The sequence below is a fragment of the Alphaproteobacteria bacterium genome (genome assembly GCA_016699305.1).
Taxonomy (GTDB): Bacteria; Pseudomonadota; Alphaproteobacteria.
On sequence record CP064970.1, the window covers coordinates 508,887 to 527,477 of the forward strand.

Below are 18,591 nucleotides of genomic sequence, written 5' to 3' on the forward strand. Positions count from 1 at the left end.
TCTGCCGACCATGGCGGGAACTCTGACTGTTTCAACTTTGCCGGTGAGCAACGATCATGACGCCTGATTCCTTGGCGCAAGCCTTGAACACCCTGGCCCAAGAACAGGAAAAGTTGGCCGAATTCGCGCGCGACCAGGCCGGACAGGCGGCCGAGCTGGCGCGTTCGATACCCATGGATATGGGCGGCGGCCATTCCTTTCTAATGGGCCTGACGGTGTTCATGCTGGCCTGTTTTGTCGGATACTACGTCGTCTGGCGCGTGACACCAGCCTTGCATGCGCCCCTGATGGCCGTGACCAACGCCATTTCCTCGGTCATCATTCTGGGGGCGCTGATCGCCGCAGGCCCCCAGGAGATGACGGCAGCGGGGGTGATGGGATTGGTGGCGGTGGCCTTGGCCTCGGTGAATATCTTTGGCGGGTTCATGGTCACGCAGCGCATGCTGGCCATGTATCGCAAGAAAACGCCGTCTGCTTGATTCCCTCCCGTTCTCGTCTCGTAAGAGTGGGAGATAGTGTTGTTCCTCAAGGAGCCTGACGCACCATGCACAGCATGATTCTGTTCGCCTATCTGGTCTCGTCGATCTGTTTTATCTTGGCGCTGCGTGGTCTGTCCTCGCCGGAAACGGCGCGGCAGGGCAATCGCTTGGGAATGGCGGGTATGGGCATCGCCATTGTAGCCACCCTATTGCTACCGCAAGTGGCGAACCTATGGGCTATTTTGCTGGCCGTGGCACTGGGCGGAGCCATCGGGGCGACAGTCGCCTTGAAGATCAAGATGACCGCTCTGCCGCAATTGGTGGCGGCCTTTCACAGCCTGGTCGGTCTGGCCGCGACCTTGGTCGCCGTGGCAGCCTTTCTGGCACCCGAGTCCTACAATATCGGCACAGCCGGATCCATCCATGCCTCCAGCTTGATCGAAATCGCGCTGGGCGCGGCCATCGGCGCGGTCACCTTCACCGGCTCGCTTGTGGCTTTCTCTAAGCTTCAAGGATTGGTGTCGGGCAAACCCTTGATGCTGCCGATGCGCCACATGATCAATCTGGTCCTGGGCGGCATTGTGGTGTTCAGCACCGTTTGGCTATGCCTGGGACAAAGCCCATGGGCGCTGTGGTTCCTGTTGGCCGCTTCTCTGGCCCTTGGAGTCCTGCTGGTCGTTCCCATCGGCGGCGCAGATATGCCCGTTGTGGTGTCGATGCTGAACAGCTATTCGGGCTGGGCGGCGGCGGCCACCGGCTTTACCCTCGATAACAAGCTGTTGATCATCACGGGTGCCTTGGTGGGTGCCAGCGGTGCCATCCTTAGTTATATCATGTGCAAGGGCATGAACCGCTCTTTGGTCAATGTCATCATGGGCGGCTTCGGCGGCGATGCGGCGTCCAGCGCGGCGGGCGCAGGCGCTTCGGATCGACCGATCAAGGCGGGATCCGCCGAGGATGCGGCCTATATCCTTAAGAACGCCAGCAGCGTGGTCATCGTTCCCGGCTATGGCATGGCCGTGGCCCAGGCCCAACATGCCCTGCGGGAAATGGCGGACAAGTTGAAGGAGGCGGGCGTCAAGGTGCGCTATGCCATCCACCCAGTGGCAGGGCGCATGCCAGGCCATATGAATGTGCTGTTGGCCGAAGCCAATGTCCCTTATGACGATGTCTTTGAATTAGAGACCATCAACCGCGATTTCGGCCAGACGGATGTCGCCTTTGTGATCGGCGCCAATGACATTACAAATCCCGCCGCCCGCACAGACACCGCATCGCCCATTTACGGCATGCCGATCTTGGATGTGGAAAAGGCGCGCACGGTGCTGTTCGTCAAACGCTCTTTGGCATCGGGCTATGCCGGCGTCGAGAACGAGTTGTTCTACAGGGACAACACGATGATGCTGTTCGGCGATGCCAAGCAGATGTGCGAAAGCATCGTCAAGGCGCTCTAACGGCGTCCTGAATTAAGCAGCTTCTGCGCTCAGGAACGTCATTAAGCGCGTGATATCCAGGATCACCAGTAGGGTCTTGTCCAGCCGGTAAATGCCTTGCGAAACGCCGCGCCAGCGTTCATCCATCGTGGGCGGATTTTCCTCGAAGTCGCTTTCGGGCAAGCTCAGAACCTCGCCCACGCTGTCCACCAGCAGGCTGTAGAGTTCGCCTTTGTTATCGACCACGATGCTCATGCTGGCCTTACCGTCCTCACGAGGAGGTAAACCCATGCGGCGGCGTACGTCGATGGCGGTCACGATATGGCCGCGCAAGTTCAACGACCCGGCCACTTCTGGCTGCGCCAGAGGAATGCGCGTGATGCGTTGGGGAGCCAACACATCCCGCACCTGCAACACGGGAATGCCGAACACCTGATCCATCACCGTCATGGTGACGAAATCCCGCCGTGCTATCGCCTCAACGGCTGGGCCGCTGACATGCTTTTGAATGGCACGGTTCTCGCTGTGCTCTTTCATGCTTTTCTCCCTTCGCCGGCATGGCTTTTGACGACGCGCGCCAAGCTTTCCAGCACGGCGTCACGGTCGAATTTGGCCACATAATCGTCAAAGCCCGCCTCACGTCCTTCACTGCGTGCTTCCTCACTGGCATGTGAGGACAGGGCCAACAGCGGTACCTTGTGCCATGTCTCGTCGCCGCGCACCGCGCGGGCGAAATCGAAGCCGTTCATGCCTGGCATTTCAATATCGCTGACGATCGCATCAAAGACCTCACCCGATTCGCGCAGACCGAGGGCTTCTTCCGCGCTTTCCACCGCCGTGACCTGATAACCAGACACGTTCAACAACGGGCTAAGCAGGTTGCGGAAGAACGGGCTGTCATCGACCAGAAGCACCCTTTGCCCACGTATCTTGGTGCGGCCCCTGTCGCCATCCTCGGCCGTACCGAACCAGTCATGGAAGGCTTGAGTCAGGAAATAAACCGTATCGATGATATCGGTGGCATGGCCCGCGATGATGGCGCTGCCCAGGAAGCCGGGACGGTCTCCGGAAAGCTGTGCCGCCATATGCGTTTCGACAATGTCGATGATCTCATCGACCACCAAGCCCATCGAATGCTCTTGATCCGAGAAGACCAAGACCGGCCGATGCCCTTCTCTTGGCATGTCGTAGCAAGGATCAATGGGCACCAGCGGCATAAGGTTCTCACGGTACTGCACCACAGGCTTGCCGTTGGACAGTTCCACCGTGGCCATATCGATATCCTCGAGCCTTGCGACCAAGGCCAAAGGCACGGCCTTGGGAGCGCTGTCGCCCGCACGGAACAACAGCAGCGAGGTGGCACCATCGCTGCGCGAGGCGCGCGCCTTATTCTCCATATCCGCCGTATCGTTGGATATCTGGATCTCACCCACAGCCGAGGCAATCCCATTGGGATCAAGGATCATGATGACACTGCCATCGCCCAGAATGGTGTTGCCCGAGAACAAGCCGATATGACGCAAGATCGGTGCCACTGGCTTGACCACAATTTCCTCGGTGTCAAACACGCGATCGACCATGATGCCAAAGGTCACCGTGCCGATCTGCGTGACGACGACGAAACTTTCCTTGTCGCTCCCAGTCTTACTGTCACCCAGCTTCAGCAACGAACGCAATGAAACCAGAGGAAGCAGCCTGTTGCGCAGGCGCAGAACCGGGGTATCGTGGATGCGCTCGATACGTTGATCGCTTTGGGCGCTCGCGCGCACCAGCTCAATCACGCATATCTGAGGGATGGCAAATCGTTCGGACGCGCATTCGACAATCAACGCCGAGACGATAGCCAGAGTCAGCGGGATCTTGATCATGAAGCGTGAACCACGCCCCGGTGTAGAGCTTAGATCCACCGTGCCGCCGATTTTCTCGATGTTGGTTTTAACCACATCCATGCCGACGCCGCGCCCCGAAAGATTGGTTACTTTCTCAGCCGTCGAGAATCCCGGGCGGAACACGAATTGATAAATCTGCTGCGGAGTCATCGCCGACAGATCTTGTTCACTGGCCAAGCCGTTGGTCACGATCTTGGTCTTGATCCTGTCAAGGTTCAGGCCTCGACCGTCATCGCCGACCTCAATGATGATATGTCCGCCCTCATGGTAGGCGTTCAGCTGGATATGTCCTGTATCGGACTTTCCAGCCTTCGCGCGCTCGGCCGCGCTTTCCAAACCATGATCCGCCGCATTGCGCACCATATGGGTCAACGGGTCTTTGATCATCTCCAAGACCTGACGATCCAATTCGGTCTCTGCGCCGCGCATCTGTAGATCGATCTTTTTGCCCAATTCGACCGACAGATCGCGCACCAGTCGCGGCAGCTTGGCCCATGCATTGCCAATCGGCTGCATACGGGTCTTCATCACCCCTTCTTGGATCTCAGAGGTGATTAAGTTCAGGCGCTGCAACGGCGCGGCAAAGTCGCTGTCCTTCTGATTGCGCATGATCTGCAAAAGCTGATTGCGCGTCAGCACCAATTCGCTGACCGTCGTCATCAAGGCTTCCAGCAGATTGACGCTGACACGTATGCTCTGTCCGGACACCGCAGATTCTTGCGGCAACGCCGGTTCCTTATCATTTTGCTTGGCTGCGGCATGCGGCGCGACCACGGAAGTACCGCTCATCTCGTCACCACCGTCTTCATCCTCGATCACGGACTCAGACATCGGTGCCGCAGGCTTAGCAACCGCCGCCGTCTCTTCCTTCGCCGTCTCTTCCTTGGCAGGTATGACTGCTTTTGGAGCGCTCTCGACCACAGCCGCCGGAGCTGGTTTCTTGCCTTCGGCGAGCGCATTGAGTCGGCCGATCAGGTCTGAATCACTGCCTTCCGGTTCCGATTCGGTTGCTTCCAGGAAAGCCAGAATGTTCTTGACGCAATCAAAGGACTCAAGGATCAAGGTCACCGCATCGGGCGTCACCGGAAGCAAACCGTCGCGGAACTTGCCAAGGACGTTTTCCGTCGAATGCGCCACGGCTTCAAGGCGTGTCAGCCCCACGAAACCGCATGTGCCCTTGATGGTGTGAATGATGCGAAAGATATCGCTGAGCAATGCCGGATCATTCGGCGTACGCTCCAGCTTCACCAATTCCGTGTCCAGACGCGCGAGATTCTCGTTCGTCTCCGTCAGGAATTCGCCCAACATATCATCCATATGAGTGCCCCCTAGAACGGGTAAATGATCGTACGCGCACCACCTCCGCCTACGAGGCCGAGAGCAGATAGCGCCAGACAACAGAATGGGGAGAATTACTTAAGAAGCCGTTAGCGGTCGAGCGGAACAGACGCCAAAGAACACGTAAATTGCCCTACCCCTTCGCCCAGGGTGGCCCATGCGATATCCAAACCAAAATGCCGCGCAAATGTTCCCGCAATATAAGGCTGTATCGTACGTGGCGACACTTCCATCACCGGCAGCTCGCCCAGCATGGCCGCATGGGACTGAGGCGATATGGTTATTTGCCTTCCCGAAGAAATGATTCGGCAGCTGTTCGGATCCCCTTCCGAGCCCGCCTCCACCTTCATTGATCCCCCATAAGTCAGGCATTCTTCGGCCATGAGGATCACGTTCAGCAATACCTTAAGCGCGCCACGTCTTTCGACTATCGCGTGGGAAGGCACGTCCATGGGCCAAGTCAGTTCCGTTTTGCTTCCTTCGAAATGTGCCATGGCAATCGCACGCACATCCTGCACAGACAACCCTGCCTCGCTACCCGCACGACCATAGGCCATGCGGAAGAGACGCAAACGGCGCGCCGCTTGCGTTGCGCTGGCCGCGATCAACTTCATCGCCTCGCCCACCGTGTCGCCGCCGACCTCTTCAATCAGCTCAACGCCGTTGTTGATGGCCCCCACAGGACTAACAAGGTCATGACAGACCTTGGAAGTCAGCAACTCCAGGATGCGCATATCCAAAATCACGGTGACCTCGTGGGGCTGGCCCGATGAACAAGATGGGGATAAAATGGCCGAACGCGCGCGCGGCGTCAATCTTATGCGATGCTATCCGGCAATTTATATCGAGAGTGAGACGACCTTATGACACTTGGGAACACAAATCCTCCTCCGCATGCAAGGCCTTTGCCTTTCGCCTACGCCACCGGCGAGGATTGGTCCTCTATCGGCAAGGAATGCCTGCTAAAGCTCGGAGAAATCGGTAACTGCAATCTGGGGCTTGTCTATGTCAGTGACCATCTGGCCGATGATCTGAGCAGCCTGGTGACTCTGCTGCGCCGAATCACCGGCGTCTCGCATTGGGTAGGTACGGTTGGCGTGGGGCTGTGCGCGTTGGACAAGGAGATTTTTGACCAGCCTGCGGCGGCCATCATGTTGTTAGATGTGCCTGCCGAGAATATCCACATGTTCTCTATTCAACGGCCCAGCGATGTGACCGAGCTGGCACAGCAAGCGCAAAAATGGTTCAAGGACGATCTGCCACCTTTTGCCATCGTCCACGCCGATCCGCGCCAAGATGATCTGCTTTCTCTGCTGGATTCCATCTCCTTGGAAACGGGATGCTTCATGGTGGGCGGCATTGTCGCCTGTCGCGGCACGGCCATTCAGCTAGCGGACAGCTTTACTGCAGGTGGGATTTCTGGGGTCCTGTTGCGCGGGGGTAGCTTGCCTGTCAGCGTGGGACTAACCCAGGCCTGCATCCCAAGAGGTTCGTTTTACGTCATTACCGGGACCGAGGACAATCTGATCACCGAGCTGGATGGCCGTCTTGCGTTGGATGTGCTGCGCGAAGACATGAGCCAGCGCGGTGAGAGCGAGACGACAGCCACAAGCATCGAAGACGGCCTATATGTAGCCCTTTCCGTTCCTGGCAGCGATACGGGGGATTATATCGTGCGCCCTGTCGTGGGGATAAATCGCACGGCTGGCTGGCTGGCCTTGATGGAGCCGGTCGAGCGTGGACGTCGCCTGTCTTTCACCAAGCGTGACGCCACAGCCGCGCGCGAAGACCTGCGACAGATGGTACAATCTCTGAAACGCCGTCTATGTGCGCCCGCGCGCGGGGCATTGTATATCTCTTGCCTAGGGCGCGGCACCCACTTATTCGGCCCTGGCAGCCAAGAGCTCAAGTTGATCCAATACGAATTGGGCGGCATTCCGCTGGTGGGCATGTTCGCAGGCGGAGAAATATTCCACGGTCGCCTACATGGGCAAAGCGGCGTTCTGTGCGTTTTTTCATAGAAAAGTATAATATATATCATTCAGTTATCAAGATAACAGCGGCGGCAAGATAAATTTCTCAAGGCACCCCGTTTGTTAAACTTTTCTTCATCATTTATCCCTTAGTTTCCTGTCGCGGGGTCATCCAGACAGTGATCTGGGTACCTCGCCCGAATTCACTTTCCTGCCGATGGGAGCCGATCATGAAAATAACCACCACAGTGTTCGCCGCCATACTCGCCTTGCCGCTCATGATGACTATCCCAGCTTCGGCAGAGGAAGCCATGCATGGCGCGCAGGGCAATCCCGAAGTGCAGCAATTGCATCAAGAAATGCAGCAGCTGCACACCAAGATGAAGGCCGAGCGGGAACAGCTGCAAGCCGATCACAAGCGTATGGAAGAATTGCATCAGCGCATGAAGACTATCCGTGAGGCGCGCCGGGAAGAACGCAAAGAAAAAATGGAAGAGCGTCAGCAAAAGAGACAAGAACACCGTGCTGAGCATGGCGGCAAATCTGGCTCTACATCGGAATAAATCGTTAGGGCGCGCATGCGCACAAACACGCCGTATTTCGGTTTTAACAATGCCCGCCTTTCCTACGAGAGGCGGGCATTTTAAAAGGGCATGGCCTGTAGATAGCAGATAAAGGCTATGTAACCCCGATGGTCAGGCAGGATAACTGTTTTTGAAGTGTCACCGTGCGAGAATAACAAAATAGAGGGCTATATAATCTCCGCCCCCGAACGTAGCACAGTAAGAATGTTTCCCCAATATATTAATATTCGGAGTATAGAAGCCACCTCCATCAAGATATGTTCCAACAAAATTATCTGTAGACATATGCCCATCATAGTTGACTAAATTATTTATCCCAACAAGATTATTGTATGCGTTGCATAATAAAATACCACAATAACTTAATCTCATATATATATCGGCTTTTTCTGAATCACCAATATTTTTCATGTTGTGACCTAGAGCATGATTTGTTTTGAAATTGATGTTACTACAGCTTGGATGATATTTGTTGAACAACACCCCACCGCCATTGACATCAAAGACATGGCAGGATTTATCGGATGGGGCATTTGGATTTGTATAGCCGCTAGCGATAGGGTTTTCAAAACTGATTTCCGTATCGGTGCAGCCCTTAGCAATCAATCTATCCACGGCAAATTTCACTTCATTGGCATATCCAAGAATGGCGGATGCCTGGGCCTTGGCGCTGACGGCAGAGATATCGCCATTGAACGAACCCGACCCCGCCGCAATGGCAGAGGCCAAAACAGCCAGAATCGCCACCACCCACAGAATCGGCCCGATGGCTATGCCTGATTCAGACGCCGATGACCAGCGTGCGGGGGGGGGGGGGAGAGGACGGTTTCAGCGCACACATCTGATCTCTGCGGTGATAGACATGCTTCGAATCCCATCATTTGCCGCACAAAATCAGTTCGTACAGAGCCGATCTGGTCGTGCCAATCGGGTTCTGCGCCACCGTATGCATTAACGCTTTAAGTTTGGTTAATGCCACCTAACATCGGTCAAACCGTTTGCCAGAATTATTATTCCTTCTCTTCCAATATTCTCTCGAGCCAAGCGATATCATAATCGCCATTGATAAAGTCGCTGCGGCTGATGATCCTTTGGTGCAAGGGTAAGGTGGTCTCGATGCCGCCTATCACAAACTCTTCCAAGGTACGCCGCAAGCGCAGCAAACATTCATTGCGGTTGGTGCCGTGGACCACGAGCTTGGCGATCATGCTGTCATAATAAGATGGCACCTTGTACCCCGCATAGAGCGCGCTATCCACGCGCACACCCAGGCCGCCGGGGGCATGATAATCGGTGATACGCCCAGGGGATGGCATGAAGGTTTCCGGATGCTCGGCATTGATGCGGCATTCGATGGCGTGGCCGTTAAAGTGAATGTCTTTTTGCTCGTAGCCCAAGGGCACGCCGGTGGCGACGCGGATTTGTTCGCGCACCAGATCGACCCCGGTGATCATCTCGGTGATCGTATGTTCGATCTGTAGACGGGTGTTCATCTCGATAAAATAAAATCGATCATCGCAGAACAGGAATTCGATGGTGCCCAGGGATCGATAGCCCAGTTTACGCGCGGCATCAGCCGCCATCTCGCACACTTCGTTGCGTTGGCTGGCGTTCAGCGCAGGGGAAGGCGCTTCCTCGACCACCTTCTGATGCCGACGTTGCACCGAGCAGTCACGCTCGCCGAAATGCACCACATGCCCATGATGGTCGCCCAGAATCTGCACCTCGATATGGCGCGGACGGATCAGGAATTTTTCGATATAGACGGAATCGTCGCCAAAGGCCGCGCGGGCTTCGCCGCGCGCCAATTGGTAGGCTTCCGCCAATCCGGCAGCGTTGTGCACGATCTTCATGCCTTTACCGCCGCCGCCTGCCGCCGCCTTGATCAGCACGGGATAGCCGATTTCACCCGCGATGCGCTTTGCATCGTCCAGACTACCCACCGTTCCGTCCGAGCCGGGCACGGTGGGTAGGCCGATCTTCTTAACGGCATCCTTAGCGGCCACCTTGTCGCCCATGATGCGGATATGCTCGGCCGTAGGACCGATAAAGGCCAAGCCGTGATCTGTGACCATCTCGGCAAAACGCGCATTCTCTGAAAGAAAGCCAATTCCCGGATGAATGGCATCGGCCCCCGTCAGATTCGCCGCCGTCAGCAAGGCCGGAATGTTCAGATAGCTTTCACGCGACGAAGGCGGACCGATGCATACGCTTTCATCCGCCAAGCGCACATGCATGGCGTCGGCATCGGCGGTGGAATGCACGGCGACGGTTCGAATGCCCATTTCCCGGCATGCCCGGTGCAGGCGCAAGGCGATTTCGCCGCGATTCGCGATCAGGATTTTTTCGAACATATCGTTTCCCCGGTAAAAGGGTTGAAGAGAACGCCGGTCTGTCTCATGCGACCAGCCTAAGGCGTTCGCTATAACGTGTCGAAGATAGATGCCGAAACGGTCTTACGCAAGCTTCTGTGCCAATGGGGCCCACTTAGTGCGCCGACAGACCCCCGGCTAGGTATGCGGTATAGGCCGTAAAACAGGCGATCAAACCCGCCGCCTCGAAACGATTGATGCGGCCTTTACCGGGGCCGCGATAGCCATAGCCAAGCACGAAAAGGGATACGGTCAAGACGCCCATAACCAGCATGTCGCGGGTGAAAATTTCAGACGCGGCCTGAAGCGGACGGATGAGAGCGGCGATTCCCACCACGGCCAGGGTGTTGAACAGATTCGATCCCAAGATGTTGCCCAGCGCGATATCGTGCTCACCTTTGCGGGCGGCAATGACCGAAGACGCCAGTTCAGGCAAGGACGTGCCCACCGCTACGATGGTCAAGCCGATGATCAGGTCGCTGACACCAAGACCATGCGCGATTTCCACCGCTCCCCAAACCAACATGCGTGAGCTGAGGATCAACAACAACAAGCCCGCCAGCATCCAAAACACAGCACGCTTGATGGGCATGATATGTGTTTTCAGTTCCTGCTCCATCTGCTTCCCAAGCGAGTCAGGCTTTCTACGCATGCCCTGCCAGACGGTCCATGCCATCAGACCTGTGAACACGCCCAACAATATTAGTCCTTCCACGCGCGTGACCATGCCGTCATGCACCTGCCAAGCAGCCAGAAGCGTAACGGCGGTTAGAATAGGCAGTTCCTTGCGCAGAACTTGCGAATGCACGGCGATGGGTCGGATCAACCCGGCCAGTCCCAGAATCAGCGCGATGTTGGTGATGTTCGAACCATAGGCGTTGCCCAAGGCCAGGCCAGAATTGCCCTGCGATGCAGCAAGGGCCGAGACGATCATCTCGGGCATTGAGGTGCCAAACCCAACGATCACCATGCCGATCAGTAAGGGCGGCATGCCAAAATGCCGCGCGGTGGCTGACGAACCATCCACAAAACGATCCGCGCTCCACAGCAACAGCGCCAAACTGGCAATGACGGCAAGAACAGGCAATATCATAACTTCGAACACCTTAAAGATCGAGCAGGGAATGGTGGGCGATGAGAGGATCGAACTCCCGGCCTGCCCGGTGTAAACGGGATGCTCTACCGCTGAGCTAATCGCCCCTGTGACGGCGCAGCATAGCGACATTATCCGCCGGACGGAAGATGGAATGATGCATGCCAAGTCATTCATTTGGCTACCAATGGCAAAAGGGGTTAAACTGGCCTTATGGAAAGAAGCCCTTCCGGCCCGCGTGGCTATTTTGGCATTGGTGTGGAGCGTCTTGGTAAGCCTGGAAATCTGGGCGATCTGATGCGCACGGCGCATGCGTTTGGGGCCAGTTTCTTCTTTACGATCGATTCGGCTTTGGATGCGGCGGCTGTGCAGGCGGCGGATACGTCATTGGCTGGGCTGCACCTGCCGGTTTACGCCTATACCAAGGCCACGGAATTCTTTTTGCCCGAAAAATGCGTCTTGGTCGGGGTGGAGATAGCGGATCATGCGGTGGAGCTGCCCAGCTTCCGGCATCCGCCTTGCGCGGCCTATGTGCTGGGGCCAGAACACGGCAGCCTAAGCCCGGAACTGCTGGCCCGCTGCGACCATGTGGTGCGTATTCCTTCGCGTTTTTGCATCCATGTCGGTATGGCGGGGGCCTTGGTCATGTATGACCGCTTGCTCAGCACGGGGCATCATGCGCCGCGCCCCGAACATGCCGGCGGCCCCTTGCCGGAATCTCCACCCATGCCGCCTTTGGATGCTATGATCCGCAGTAACTTGCGCCGTGACGGCGAATCGCCTCACAGTGCCGACCCGACCAAGGGAGAACACCGATGAACATGCCTCCTTCTCTGACAACATTGCCCAATCTGATGACCATCGCGCGGATCGTGTTGATCCTGCCGGTTGTGGTACTGATGCTGATTCCTCAGGAATGGGCCGCATGGGCGGCGCTGGTTCTGTTCATCCTGGCCGCCATCACGGATTGGCTGGATGGCTATCTGGCAAGACGTTCAAAACAGATTTCCTTGTTCGGCGTCTGCTTTGATCCCATTGCCGACAAACTTCTGATTTCCGCCGTGCTGGTGGTGATGCTAAGCACGGATCGCCTGACGGCATGGGGATTTTTACCGGCTTTGCTGATCATGCTGCGCGAAGTGGCGGTGTCAGGGCTGCGGGAGTTCCTAGCCATGATGGGCAACACCATGCCCGTCATTCGTTTGGCCAAGTGGAAGACCGCCACGCAAATGGTGGCCTTGGCCTTGTTGATCCTGTCCGATCCCCGGGTGCCGAACGCTCCGCCTGCATGGCCGGGAGATATCGCCTTGTGGCTGGCGGCGGTGCTAAGCCTCGTCAGTGGCTGGGATTACCTGCGCGGAGCGATGCCGCATTTGACCTCGACATCAAACTCATCCACCTCGGTTCGCCGTTAGGTCGATCAAGGGAAGCAGACGGCGCAGTACCTCCATCACCTGGGTAATGGAGATGGCCTGTAGACCGCTTTCTTGTGTCGTGCTTGTCCCCAGTTCAGGCGAGATCACCAGTTGCAGCGGCGAGGGAGCCTGATACCCCGGGTTCTTTGCCAGAACGGCGCATTGCGTTCCCACGGCGCAGGCCAGGTCCGCCATGACGGAGTCGGCGTGGCCGAAGAAGAGCAGCGACGAATTGAACAGTGCCTTGATCTGTCCCGAGGAAAGACCGAACGCCATCTGTGGCTCGGCAATGCTGCAACTCTCCATGATCTGTTGGCCGATTTCCGAAGCCGGGAAGGATGATGTTAGAAACAGGCCGCGATAGCCACGTTCCCACAGCATATCCAAGATGTAGGCAAAACGGGTGGGAGGCCAAGGATCCTCGACGCCGGTGATGCCAAAAGATATCCACGGCTCACGAATATGACTGAAGCGTTCTTGCAAAATCTGCACGTCCTGTGACGGGACCTTTAAGTCAGGGTGCGGATTGTGGCAATTTATGTCCAGGGATTCCAGCAGCAACGCTGCCCGATTCATAGGACGCATAATGCGCGTGTCTTCGGCGAATTGCAGGGGGTTGTTCAAGAAGAATCCTGCCAGTCCGATCTTGCGACTGTACCCGTATATATGGACATTACCGCCACCGGCGAACCTTGTAGCCGCAGCAAAAATGGCTTGATCGCTGAAGATGAAGACCTTCTCAAAGCTCAGCTTGCGCATCATCGCAACCAACGTGAAGAACACCGATGGCAGCTTTTCAGGCGTTGTCAGATCCGCGCTAAGTATCTCAGCCGATAGCTCGACGAAACAATCCACCAGATCTTCCGGTTCAAGAATGCGGCGGGCGGCGGAAACATCACCTGTGAGCAGGGTAACCTTTCCGCTGGGATCTTCAGCGGCTAGACGCCGAATAACGGGTTCATGCCAAATGAAATCACGCAGCCCCGCTTCGGGCAGAAATACGCCGATCATAGATTCCGAGACTTCCCGGGATGTGCCGGTATTGAGCGGCGACTCTAAGTCGAGTTTGGCCGACTCTTGCGATTCATTCGACACTCTCGGTTCCCCTTCCGTGGCACAAGGACCTGATTAAGAGATGTTTTACGCCCTAAATCTTATCATGAAGTAAGCGGACGGAATATGTCCACGGCATTGTATTGTCCGCGAGGTGTCATACCTGATGGGTGTGGATCGAGACGGATGCCTCGCCATCGGTGCGTATCGTGATTCCTGCGCCTCGACAGAGGAAGGCCTTTGTCTCTGGCCACCGAAAGAAGGCCGAATCCCTTCGATCATTTCGTTTCACGGTTTAGTAACTGGTTGGTGATAGAAATGATCTTCAGTCGCGAGACTCGTCATTTCAAGGAGCTACAAGAGTGCATACCGCTATGGCCGCCGTGGCGGTTCATGAATCGGATTGGCGATCATTCTTGTGGCGAGCTTTCGTCAAGCCGTTTACATCGGGACGCTTGGGGTTGGTGTACGCCAGCGGGGTGCTGTCGCAACTTGGCTCGGTTTTGGCGAGCATTTTTATCGTTGTGGACATGGCACATGAAGGCCTATGGGCCATGGCAGCTTTTCTGTTCACGCGTTATTTAGTAACAGCCGTGGGCTTTTCCGGTCTGGCATGGGTGGCCCCCTATCTGTCCCGCGCCATTTTATGGATCATGGTTTTGACGACGTCCGTTTTGGCTGTCACGGCGGCCATGATATGGGCACATAGTCCCATTGTGATCGGAGTGGCCTTATCTGTGGCCATAGTTCCCTTCTGGTTCGCCTTTCACACCATCATGCTGGCATCGACGCATGATGAAGACCGTGGCGAAGAAGTTTCAATGGCTTGGGTCAGCAATGTGTTAGGGGGAATGTTCGGAGCCATATTGGCTGGCGTTTTCCTGGCCAGCGGCGTGGAGCGCAGCGATGCAGCAGGCTTGGGCTTTGCCTTCAATGGCTTGGGTGCTCTGTGTTTGCTACCCCTGTTGCCAAATTTGCATGTACTGCATCAGAAAACATCTGCCGCACTTCGGGAAGGTGAGCAAGACGTGCTGCATAACGAGAGTCTTTGGCGCGCTTTGCACCGTCCGCGCCGGTATGTGTTTTCAACCCTTGCAACCAGTATGTCCGAAGCCCTGACGGCCTTTCTGTTACCCGTGTGGCTGAAGATGGCGGGAGTCGCGGGTTTGGCTATCGGCTTGGCCTTTGCATTAAAGGCAAGCGTGCGCTTTGTGCTCTCGCCCCTGACGGGCATCCTGGTACGCCGGGCTAAGGGACAAGAATTGTCGCTCAGTGCTATATGTTCAGGGCTGGGTTGGTTGGGATGGCTGATCCTATCTCCATCGGCAGCTTTGCTCACAGGCACGACTTTGCTATGGACGGCGGGAGAGCATCTGTATGGTGTGGGCATGGATAGCCGGTGGTACGCTACCCGCTCCTATGCCTGCCTCGTTGTGCGCGAGATATATCTGACGGTGGGCCGCTGTTTGGTCACTTTAATCGCCTTGCCCATTATCTATGGAACGCCAGACCACTTCCCGCTGATCGGCATCGCGATCGCAAGCATTCTTTATGCGTGCAGTTTCGGATGGAATCCAAAACTGCATATGGCGAAGGAAAGTTCGCCGACAACGCTTGTTAAGGAAACCGCTCCCAAGTCATTACTTACGGGAAGTAGAGTCTGACCTTTTCCCCGTTTAGTGCCTCACAGCGAATAGACCTTCCGTATAAAGCACCGCCCGGCCCCAGAACTCGGGAACCGGGCGGGTCTGAGCCTGCCTGCCGCTTGGGATCAGGCGGCTTGCTTGCGCGGCGAAGCGATTTCCGCCCTCTTCTCAGGTCCTTTCATCTCTCCTGATTTGGCGGCGGCAATGGCGATCGTCCGCGGCTTCATGGCCTCGGGCACCTCCCGCACCAGGTCGATGTGAAGCATGCCGTTGACCAAGGACGCATCCGTCACGCGGATATGGTCGGCCAGTTGGAACCTTCTTTCAAAGGCCCGCGTGGCGATACCCCTGTGCAGGTACTGTTTTTCCTCTGCTTCTTCCGGTTCGCGCAGTTGCTGACGCCCCGAGACGACAAGGGCGTTTTCCTGGGTGGTGATGCCTAGGTCGCTCTCGGCAAACCCGGCCACCGCCATACTGATGCGGTAATTGTCCTCCCCCAATTTCTCGATATTGTAGGGGGGATAGGACAAGGCGGCATCGTCCATCCGCATGGCCGCATCCATCATACGGGCCACGCTGTCAAAACCAACCGTGGAACGGAACAGGGGTGTGAGATCGAAGGTGCGCATGGTCGTATCCTCCTTGTTTGAGCGATAACCCACAGACTCGCCCACCACGGGCCAAGCCTGCATCCAACGCCCGGAGGCCCAGAATTCACCCGTGAACCCTTTGTTGGCACCTCCCGGCATAACTGTATCTAGTGCGGGACAGGACGCCGTCAAGACCATCTATTATATTGATAATATTACCATTTTGGAGGAGATTCATACAGATCCGGCAGATCGTTCTCGTACAACACGACATCGTTATTTCGAAGATTGGAGTTTAGCCATGCCTTTGCCGCCGCAAAACCGGGAAAGGTTTCGATCTGCAGGTCCTGACGTTCTGATGCGCGAAGGCCTTGCATGAAGGTCGGAATCCGAATCGCCGCGATCACCAGCACGATATCGGCCCATTGCGCACTTTGTTCACCCAAAAAGCGGTGCTCCGGGTCGTGCCTGACACCCAGTTCGACAAGGCCTGGCGTGACCAAGATGCGCCGACCTTTCGACTCCTTGGCCAGCAGGTCCAACACTTCCAAGGCCACTTGGAAACCGCCGGGATTGGAATTATAGGCGTCGTCGATCACCGTCGGTGCGCCGGGTGTGCGACGCACTTCCAGCCGATGGCTGATTTGCGGCATATGGCTCAGGGCCGCCGCCGCCATAACCGGGGATACTCCGCAGCGCACGGCCAGGGCGAAAGCCACCGCCATATTGCCCACATGATGCACACCCCAAAGCGGGGCCTGAATGGCGTAATCTTGGCCTTGATGGCGCAGCGTGAACGACAACCCCGCCGTCGTCTGGCTGACATGAAGAATGCGTATGGTGGGCGCCTCGGGATGATCCTGCGCTGAAACCAGGCAGAAATGATCGGGCTCCACGCGGGACTGCCAGAACTCCTCGTCCATGGCATCGATGTTCAAAACCACGGTGCCGCCTTGCGCGGTCGCAGCGGTGGCGATCTCGAATTTAGCCTGAGCAACGGCGGATAACGTCTTGAAACGTTCATAATGCGCGGTGCCGATCGCGGTGATAGCGGCATGATTGGGCGGGAATAGGCGGCATAACCTGTCGATCGAACCCGGACCATAGGCCCCCATCTCCACCACGAAGAAGCGATGTTGATCGCTCAACTGCCCGCGCACCACGCCCGCCACGCCAAGGAGCGTATTGACGCTGCCAGGCGTCACCAGAGTGGGCGATTGGGCCGACAAGATATGTCCCAGGATATGCTTGCACGATGTTTTGCCAAACGAGCCGGTGATGCCAATAACGCAGGGTTTAAGACGTTCAAGCTTGGCCTTGGCCTCACGCAGATAGCGGCGGCGTCCCGCCTCCTCAAGCGGCCACAGCAGAATATTCGCCGCCACCAACAGCACGGGCAATAATTGGATCACCACCACCAGCGCCAAGGCTATGGGGTAACCGGGACCACGGGCGGCAAGGTCGATATCCATGAATGCCAGCAACGCCAGAATCAGCACCAGCGAGAACGCCACGATCAACAGGCGATAAGCGCGGGGCGTCATCGCCAAAGGTTTTTTCGATTGATCGGCACGGCGCGGATCCGTCTCGCGCAGGAAAGACATCATCAGAGTCGATGCGGCCAGAACCGAGAATAAGGGCGACACCATGATGCCCATGGTGCAGCCCAACAGAACCAACACCATGCTGACATAACGATCCAGCCCATGCCGCCATATCCAGGATAGGAAGCGGGCGTTGTCGTATTCTTCCTGCTGGAAATAGTGCAACAGGCGCATCAGTCGCTTGCTCGTGAAGGCCAGCGAGGCAAGGATCAGCAGGATCAAGATGATGTGGGACAACCACGATGTCGAAGCGGACATGATTTGACCTTGCTATAGTCTGTGCGTGAAATCCAGAATCAAAGGGCGGGTCTGGCTTAATCCCCGAGACAGGATCGTCAGATGATCCAGATGTGGCAAGATATGCAGCATCGCATGGGGCATCAATCGCGCGTAACGCTGGCCGAATTCGGGGGGCGTTTCGGTGTCATGTTCGCCATAGATCAGTAGGGCGGGACAGGCCACCTGCGGCGCGACGCTTGACAAATCCTCGCCCAAAATCCGCACGAGGATTGGCCGCATTTTCTCCGCCGCGCGATAATCGGAACTGCCCATATGCGCGGCCAAAAGCGGCTTAAACTGCGTCCCCAAACAACGATCCGCCGCCCGCGCCAAGCGCGCCAGCGTTTTCATTCCCAAAGCTCGCGCGCGCCAAATAACAGAACGAGGTTTCTTTAATCCTGCCGCCGCCAAGCCGACGACTCCCCTCACCTGCCCCTTGTGCCGAGCCGCCAGCTGAATGGCGATCCGCCCTCCCAAAGAATGACCGATCACAATAACCGGCCCCATTCCCTGCTTGGCCAAATGCCGCGCGAGAGAGTCGGCATAGTCGCCGCTGTCCCCTATCTGGGACGGCGGCGGGCTTTGCCCGAAACCTGGGATATCGAATGACATGACATATGCGCCAGACTCACAGGCCAATCGCTCGGCCAACGGGCGCATATCGGCGCGGCTGCGGCCCCAGCCGTGCAAGAGCACATAAATCGGGCCTTCCAGGGTGGAATTCCCCCAAGAATCATGGCTCCATTCCATCGGCCCGGATTCAGCATCAATCATTTATTAACCTTTGGAATGTCCTGATTCATCGGGTGAGGCGCGTGGTTCGGACGCTTATAGCGTGCTGGC

The 18,591-nt window shown here is 56.7% G+C and carries 17 protein-coding genes and 1 tRNA gene; 7 read left to right on the top strand and 11 right to left on the bottom strand.

Annotated features, from left to right (window positions below; translation table 11 throughout):
- The first annotated feature begins 56 nt into the window (after positions 1-56).
- Both IPI58_02345 and IPI58_02350 read left to right on the top strand, forming a co-directional pair.
- Positions 57-479, top strand: a complete 423-nt coding sequence (locus IPI58_02345) for an NAD(P) transhydrogenase subunit alpha (protein QQR69527.1) — start codon at positions 57-59, stop codon at positions 477-479.
- Between the two features lie 65 nt (positions 480-544).
- Positions 545-1,933 (top strand): NAD(P)(+) transhydrogenase (Re/Si-specific) subunit beta, encoded by a 1,389-nt coding sequence (locus IPI58_02350; GenBank protein QQR69528.1) that lies wholly within the window; start codon positions 545-547, stop codon positions 1,931-1,933.
- A gap of 12 nt (positions 1,934-1,945) precedes the next feature.
- Here the strand turns inward: IPI58_02350 and IPI58_02355 are convergent, their stop codons facing one another.
- From IPI58_02355 to IPI58_02365, 3 genes are all read right to left on the bottom strand, one after another.
- A complete protein-coding gene (locus tag IPI58_02355) occupies positions 1,946-2,449 on the bottom strand; it encodes a chemotaxis protein CheW (GenBank protein QQR69529.1) in 504 nt (167 codons plus the stop codon).
- Positions 2,446-5,118, bottom strand: coding sequence for a chemotaxis protein CheW (locus IPI58_02360; protein ID QQR69530.1), 2,673 nt, complete (start codon positions 5,116-5,118; stop codon positions 2,446-2,448). The genes IPI58_02355 and IPI58_02360 overlap by 4 nt, the downstream gene beginning before the upstream one ends.
- 110 nt (positions 5,119-5,228) lie before the next feature.
- Positions 5,229-5,885 carry a hypothetical protein gene (locus IPI58_02365; GenBank protein QQR69531.1) on the bottom strand — a complete coding sequence of 219 codons (657 nt, stop codon included), beginning with the start codon at positions 5,883-5,885 and terminating at the stop codon, positions 5,229-5,231.
- A 117-nt stretch (positions 5,886-6,002) separates the two neighbouring features.
- Between IPI58_02365 and IPI58_02370 the strand changes: the two genes are divergently transcribed.
- Both IPI58_02370 and IPI58_02375 read left to right on the top strand, forming a co-directional pair.
- Entirely contained in the window at positions 6,003-7,160 is a 1,158-nt protein-coding gene (locus IPI58_02370; protein QQR69532.1) for an FIST C-terminal domain-containing protein, read from the top strand.
- Positions 7,161-7,342: 182 nt separating this feature from the next.
- Entirely contained in the window at positions 7,343-7,675 is a 333-nt protein-coding gene (locus IPI58_02375; GenBank protein QQR69533.1) for a hypothetical protein, read from the top strand.
- 159 nt (positions 7,676-7,834) lie between these two features.
- Here the strand turns inward: IPI58_02375 and IPI58_02380 are convergent, their stop codons facing one another.
- The 4 genes from IPI58_02380 to IPI58_02395 form a co-directional block, all read right to left on the bottom strand.
- Positions 7,835-8,443 carry a hypothetical protein gene (locus IPI58_02380; GenBank protein ID QQR69534.1) on the bottom strand — a complete coding sequence of 203 codons (609 nt, stop codon included), beginning with the start codon at positions 8,441-8,443 and terminating at the stop codon, positions 7,835-7,837.
- A 263-nt stretch (positions 8,444-8,706) separates the two neighbouring features.
- Positions 8,707-10,050 carry an acetyl-CoA carboxylase biotin carboxylase subunit gene (accC, locus tag IPI58_02385; protein QQR69535.1) on the bottom strand — a complete coding sequence of 448 codons (1,344 nt, stop codon included), beginning with the start codon at positions 10,048-10,050 and terminating at the stop codon, positions 8,707-8,709.
- A gap of 133 nt (positions 10,051-10,183) precedes the next feature.
- A complete protein-coding gene (locus tag IPI58_02390; protein QQR69536.1) occupies positions 10,184-11,161 on the bottom strand; it encodes a calcium/sodium antiporter in 978 nt (325 codons plus the stop codon).
- A gap of 32 nt (positions 11,162-11,193) precedes the next feature.
- Positions 11,194-11,268, bottom strand: a tRNA-Val gene (locus tag IPI58_02395).
- 106 nt (positions 11,269-11,374) lie between these two features.
- Between IPI58_02395 and IPI58_02400 the strand changes: the two genes are divergently transcribed.
- Together IPI58_02400 and pgsA are read left to right on the top strand one after the other, a co-directional pair.
- Positions 11,375-11,980, top strand: a complete 606-nt coding sequence (locus IPI58_02400) for a TrmH family RNA methyltransferase (GenBank protein ID QQR69537.1) — start codon at positions 11,375-11,377, stop codon at positions 11,978-11,980.
- Positions 11,981-11,982: 2 nt separating this feature from the next.
- Positions 11,983-12,576: a CDP-diacylglycerol--glycerol-3-phosphate 3-phosphatidyltransferase gene (gene pgsA / locus IPI58_02405; GenBank protein ID QQR70011.1), complete on the top strand. Its 594-nt coding sequence runs from the start codon at positions 11,983-11,985 to the stop codon at positions 12,574-12,576.
- On the opposite strand, the gene IPI58_02410 is transcribed toward pgsA, so the two are convergent.
- A complete protein-coding gene (locus tag IPI58_02410; protein QQR69538.1) occupies positions 12,553-13,671 on the bottom strand; it encodes a hypothetical protein in 1,119 nt (372 codons plus the stop codon). The genes pgsA and IPI58_02410 overlap by 24 nt on opposite strands.
- A 320-nt stretch (positions 13,672-13,991) precedes the next feature.
- Between IPI58_02410 and IPI58_02415 the strand changes: the two genes are divergently transcribed.
- Positions 13,992-15,293: a hypothetical protein gene (locus tag IPI58_02415; GenBank protein QQR69539.1), complete on the top strand. Its 1,302-nt coding sequence runs from the start codon at positions 13,992-13,994 to the stop codon at positions 15,291-15,293.
- 107 nt (positions 15,294-15,400) lie between these two features.
- Here IPI58_02415 and IPI58_02420 read toward each other — a convergent pair whose 3' ends face one another.
- The 3 genes from IPI58_02420 to IPI58_02430 form a co-directional block, all read right to left on the bottom strand.
- Positions 15,401-15,904 carry an Hsp20 family protein gene (locus tag IPI58_02420; protein QQR70012.1) on the bottom strand — a complete coding sequence of 168 codons (504 nt, stop codon included), beginning with the start codon at positions 15,902-15,904 and terminating at the stop codon, positions 15,401-15,403.
- A 176-nt stretch (positions 15,905-16,080) separates the two neighbouring features.
- Entirely contained in the window at positions 16,081-17,727 is a 1,647-nt protein-coding gene (locus tag IPI58_02425) for a UDP-N-acetylmuramoyl-tripeptide--D-alanyl-D-alanine ligase (GenBank protein ID QQR69540.1), read from the bottom strand.
- Positions 17,728-17,739: 12 nt separating this feature from the next.
- Positions 17,740-18,522 carry an alpha/beta hydrolase gene (locus IPI58_02430; protein QQR69541.1) on the bottom strand — a complete coding sequence of 261 codons (783 nt, stop codon included), beginning with the start codon at positions 18,520-18,522 and terminating at the stop codon, positions 17,740-17,742.
- Positions 18,523-18,591: the final 69 nt, after the last annotated feature.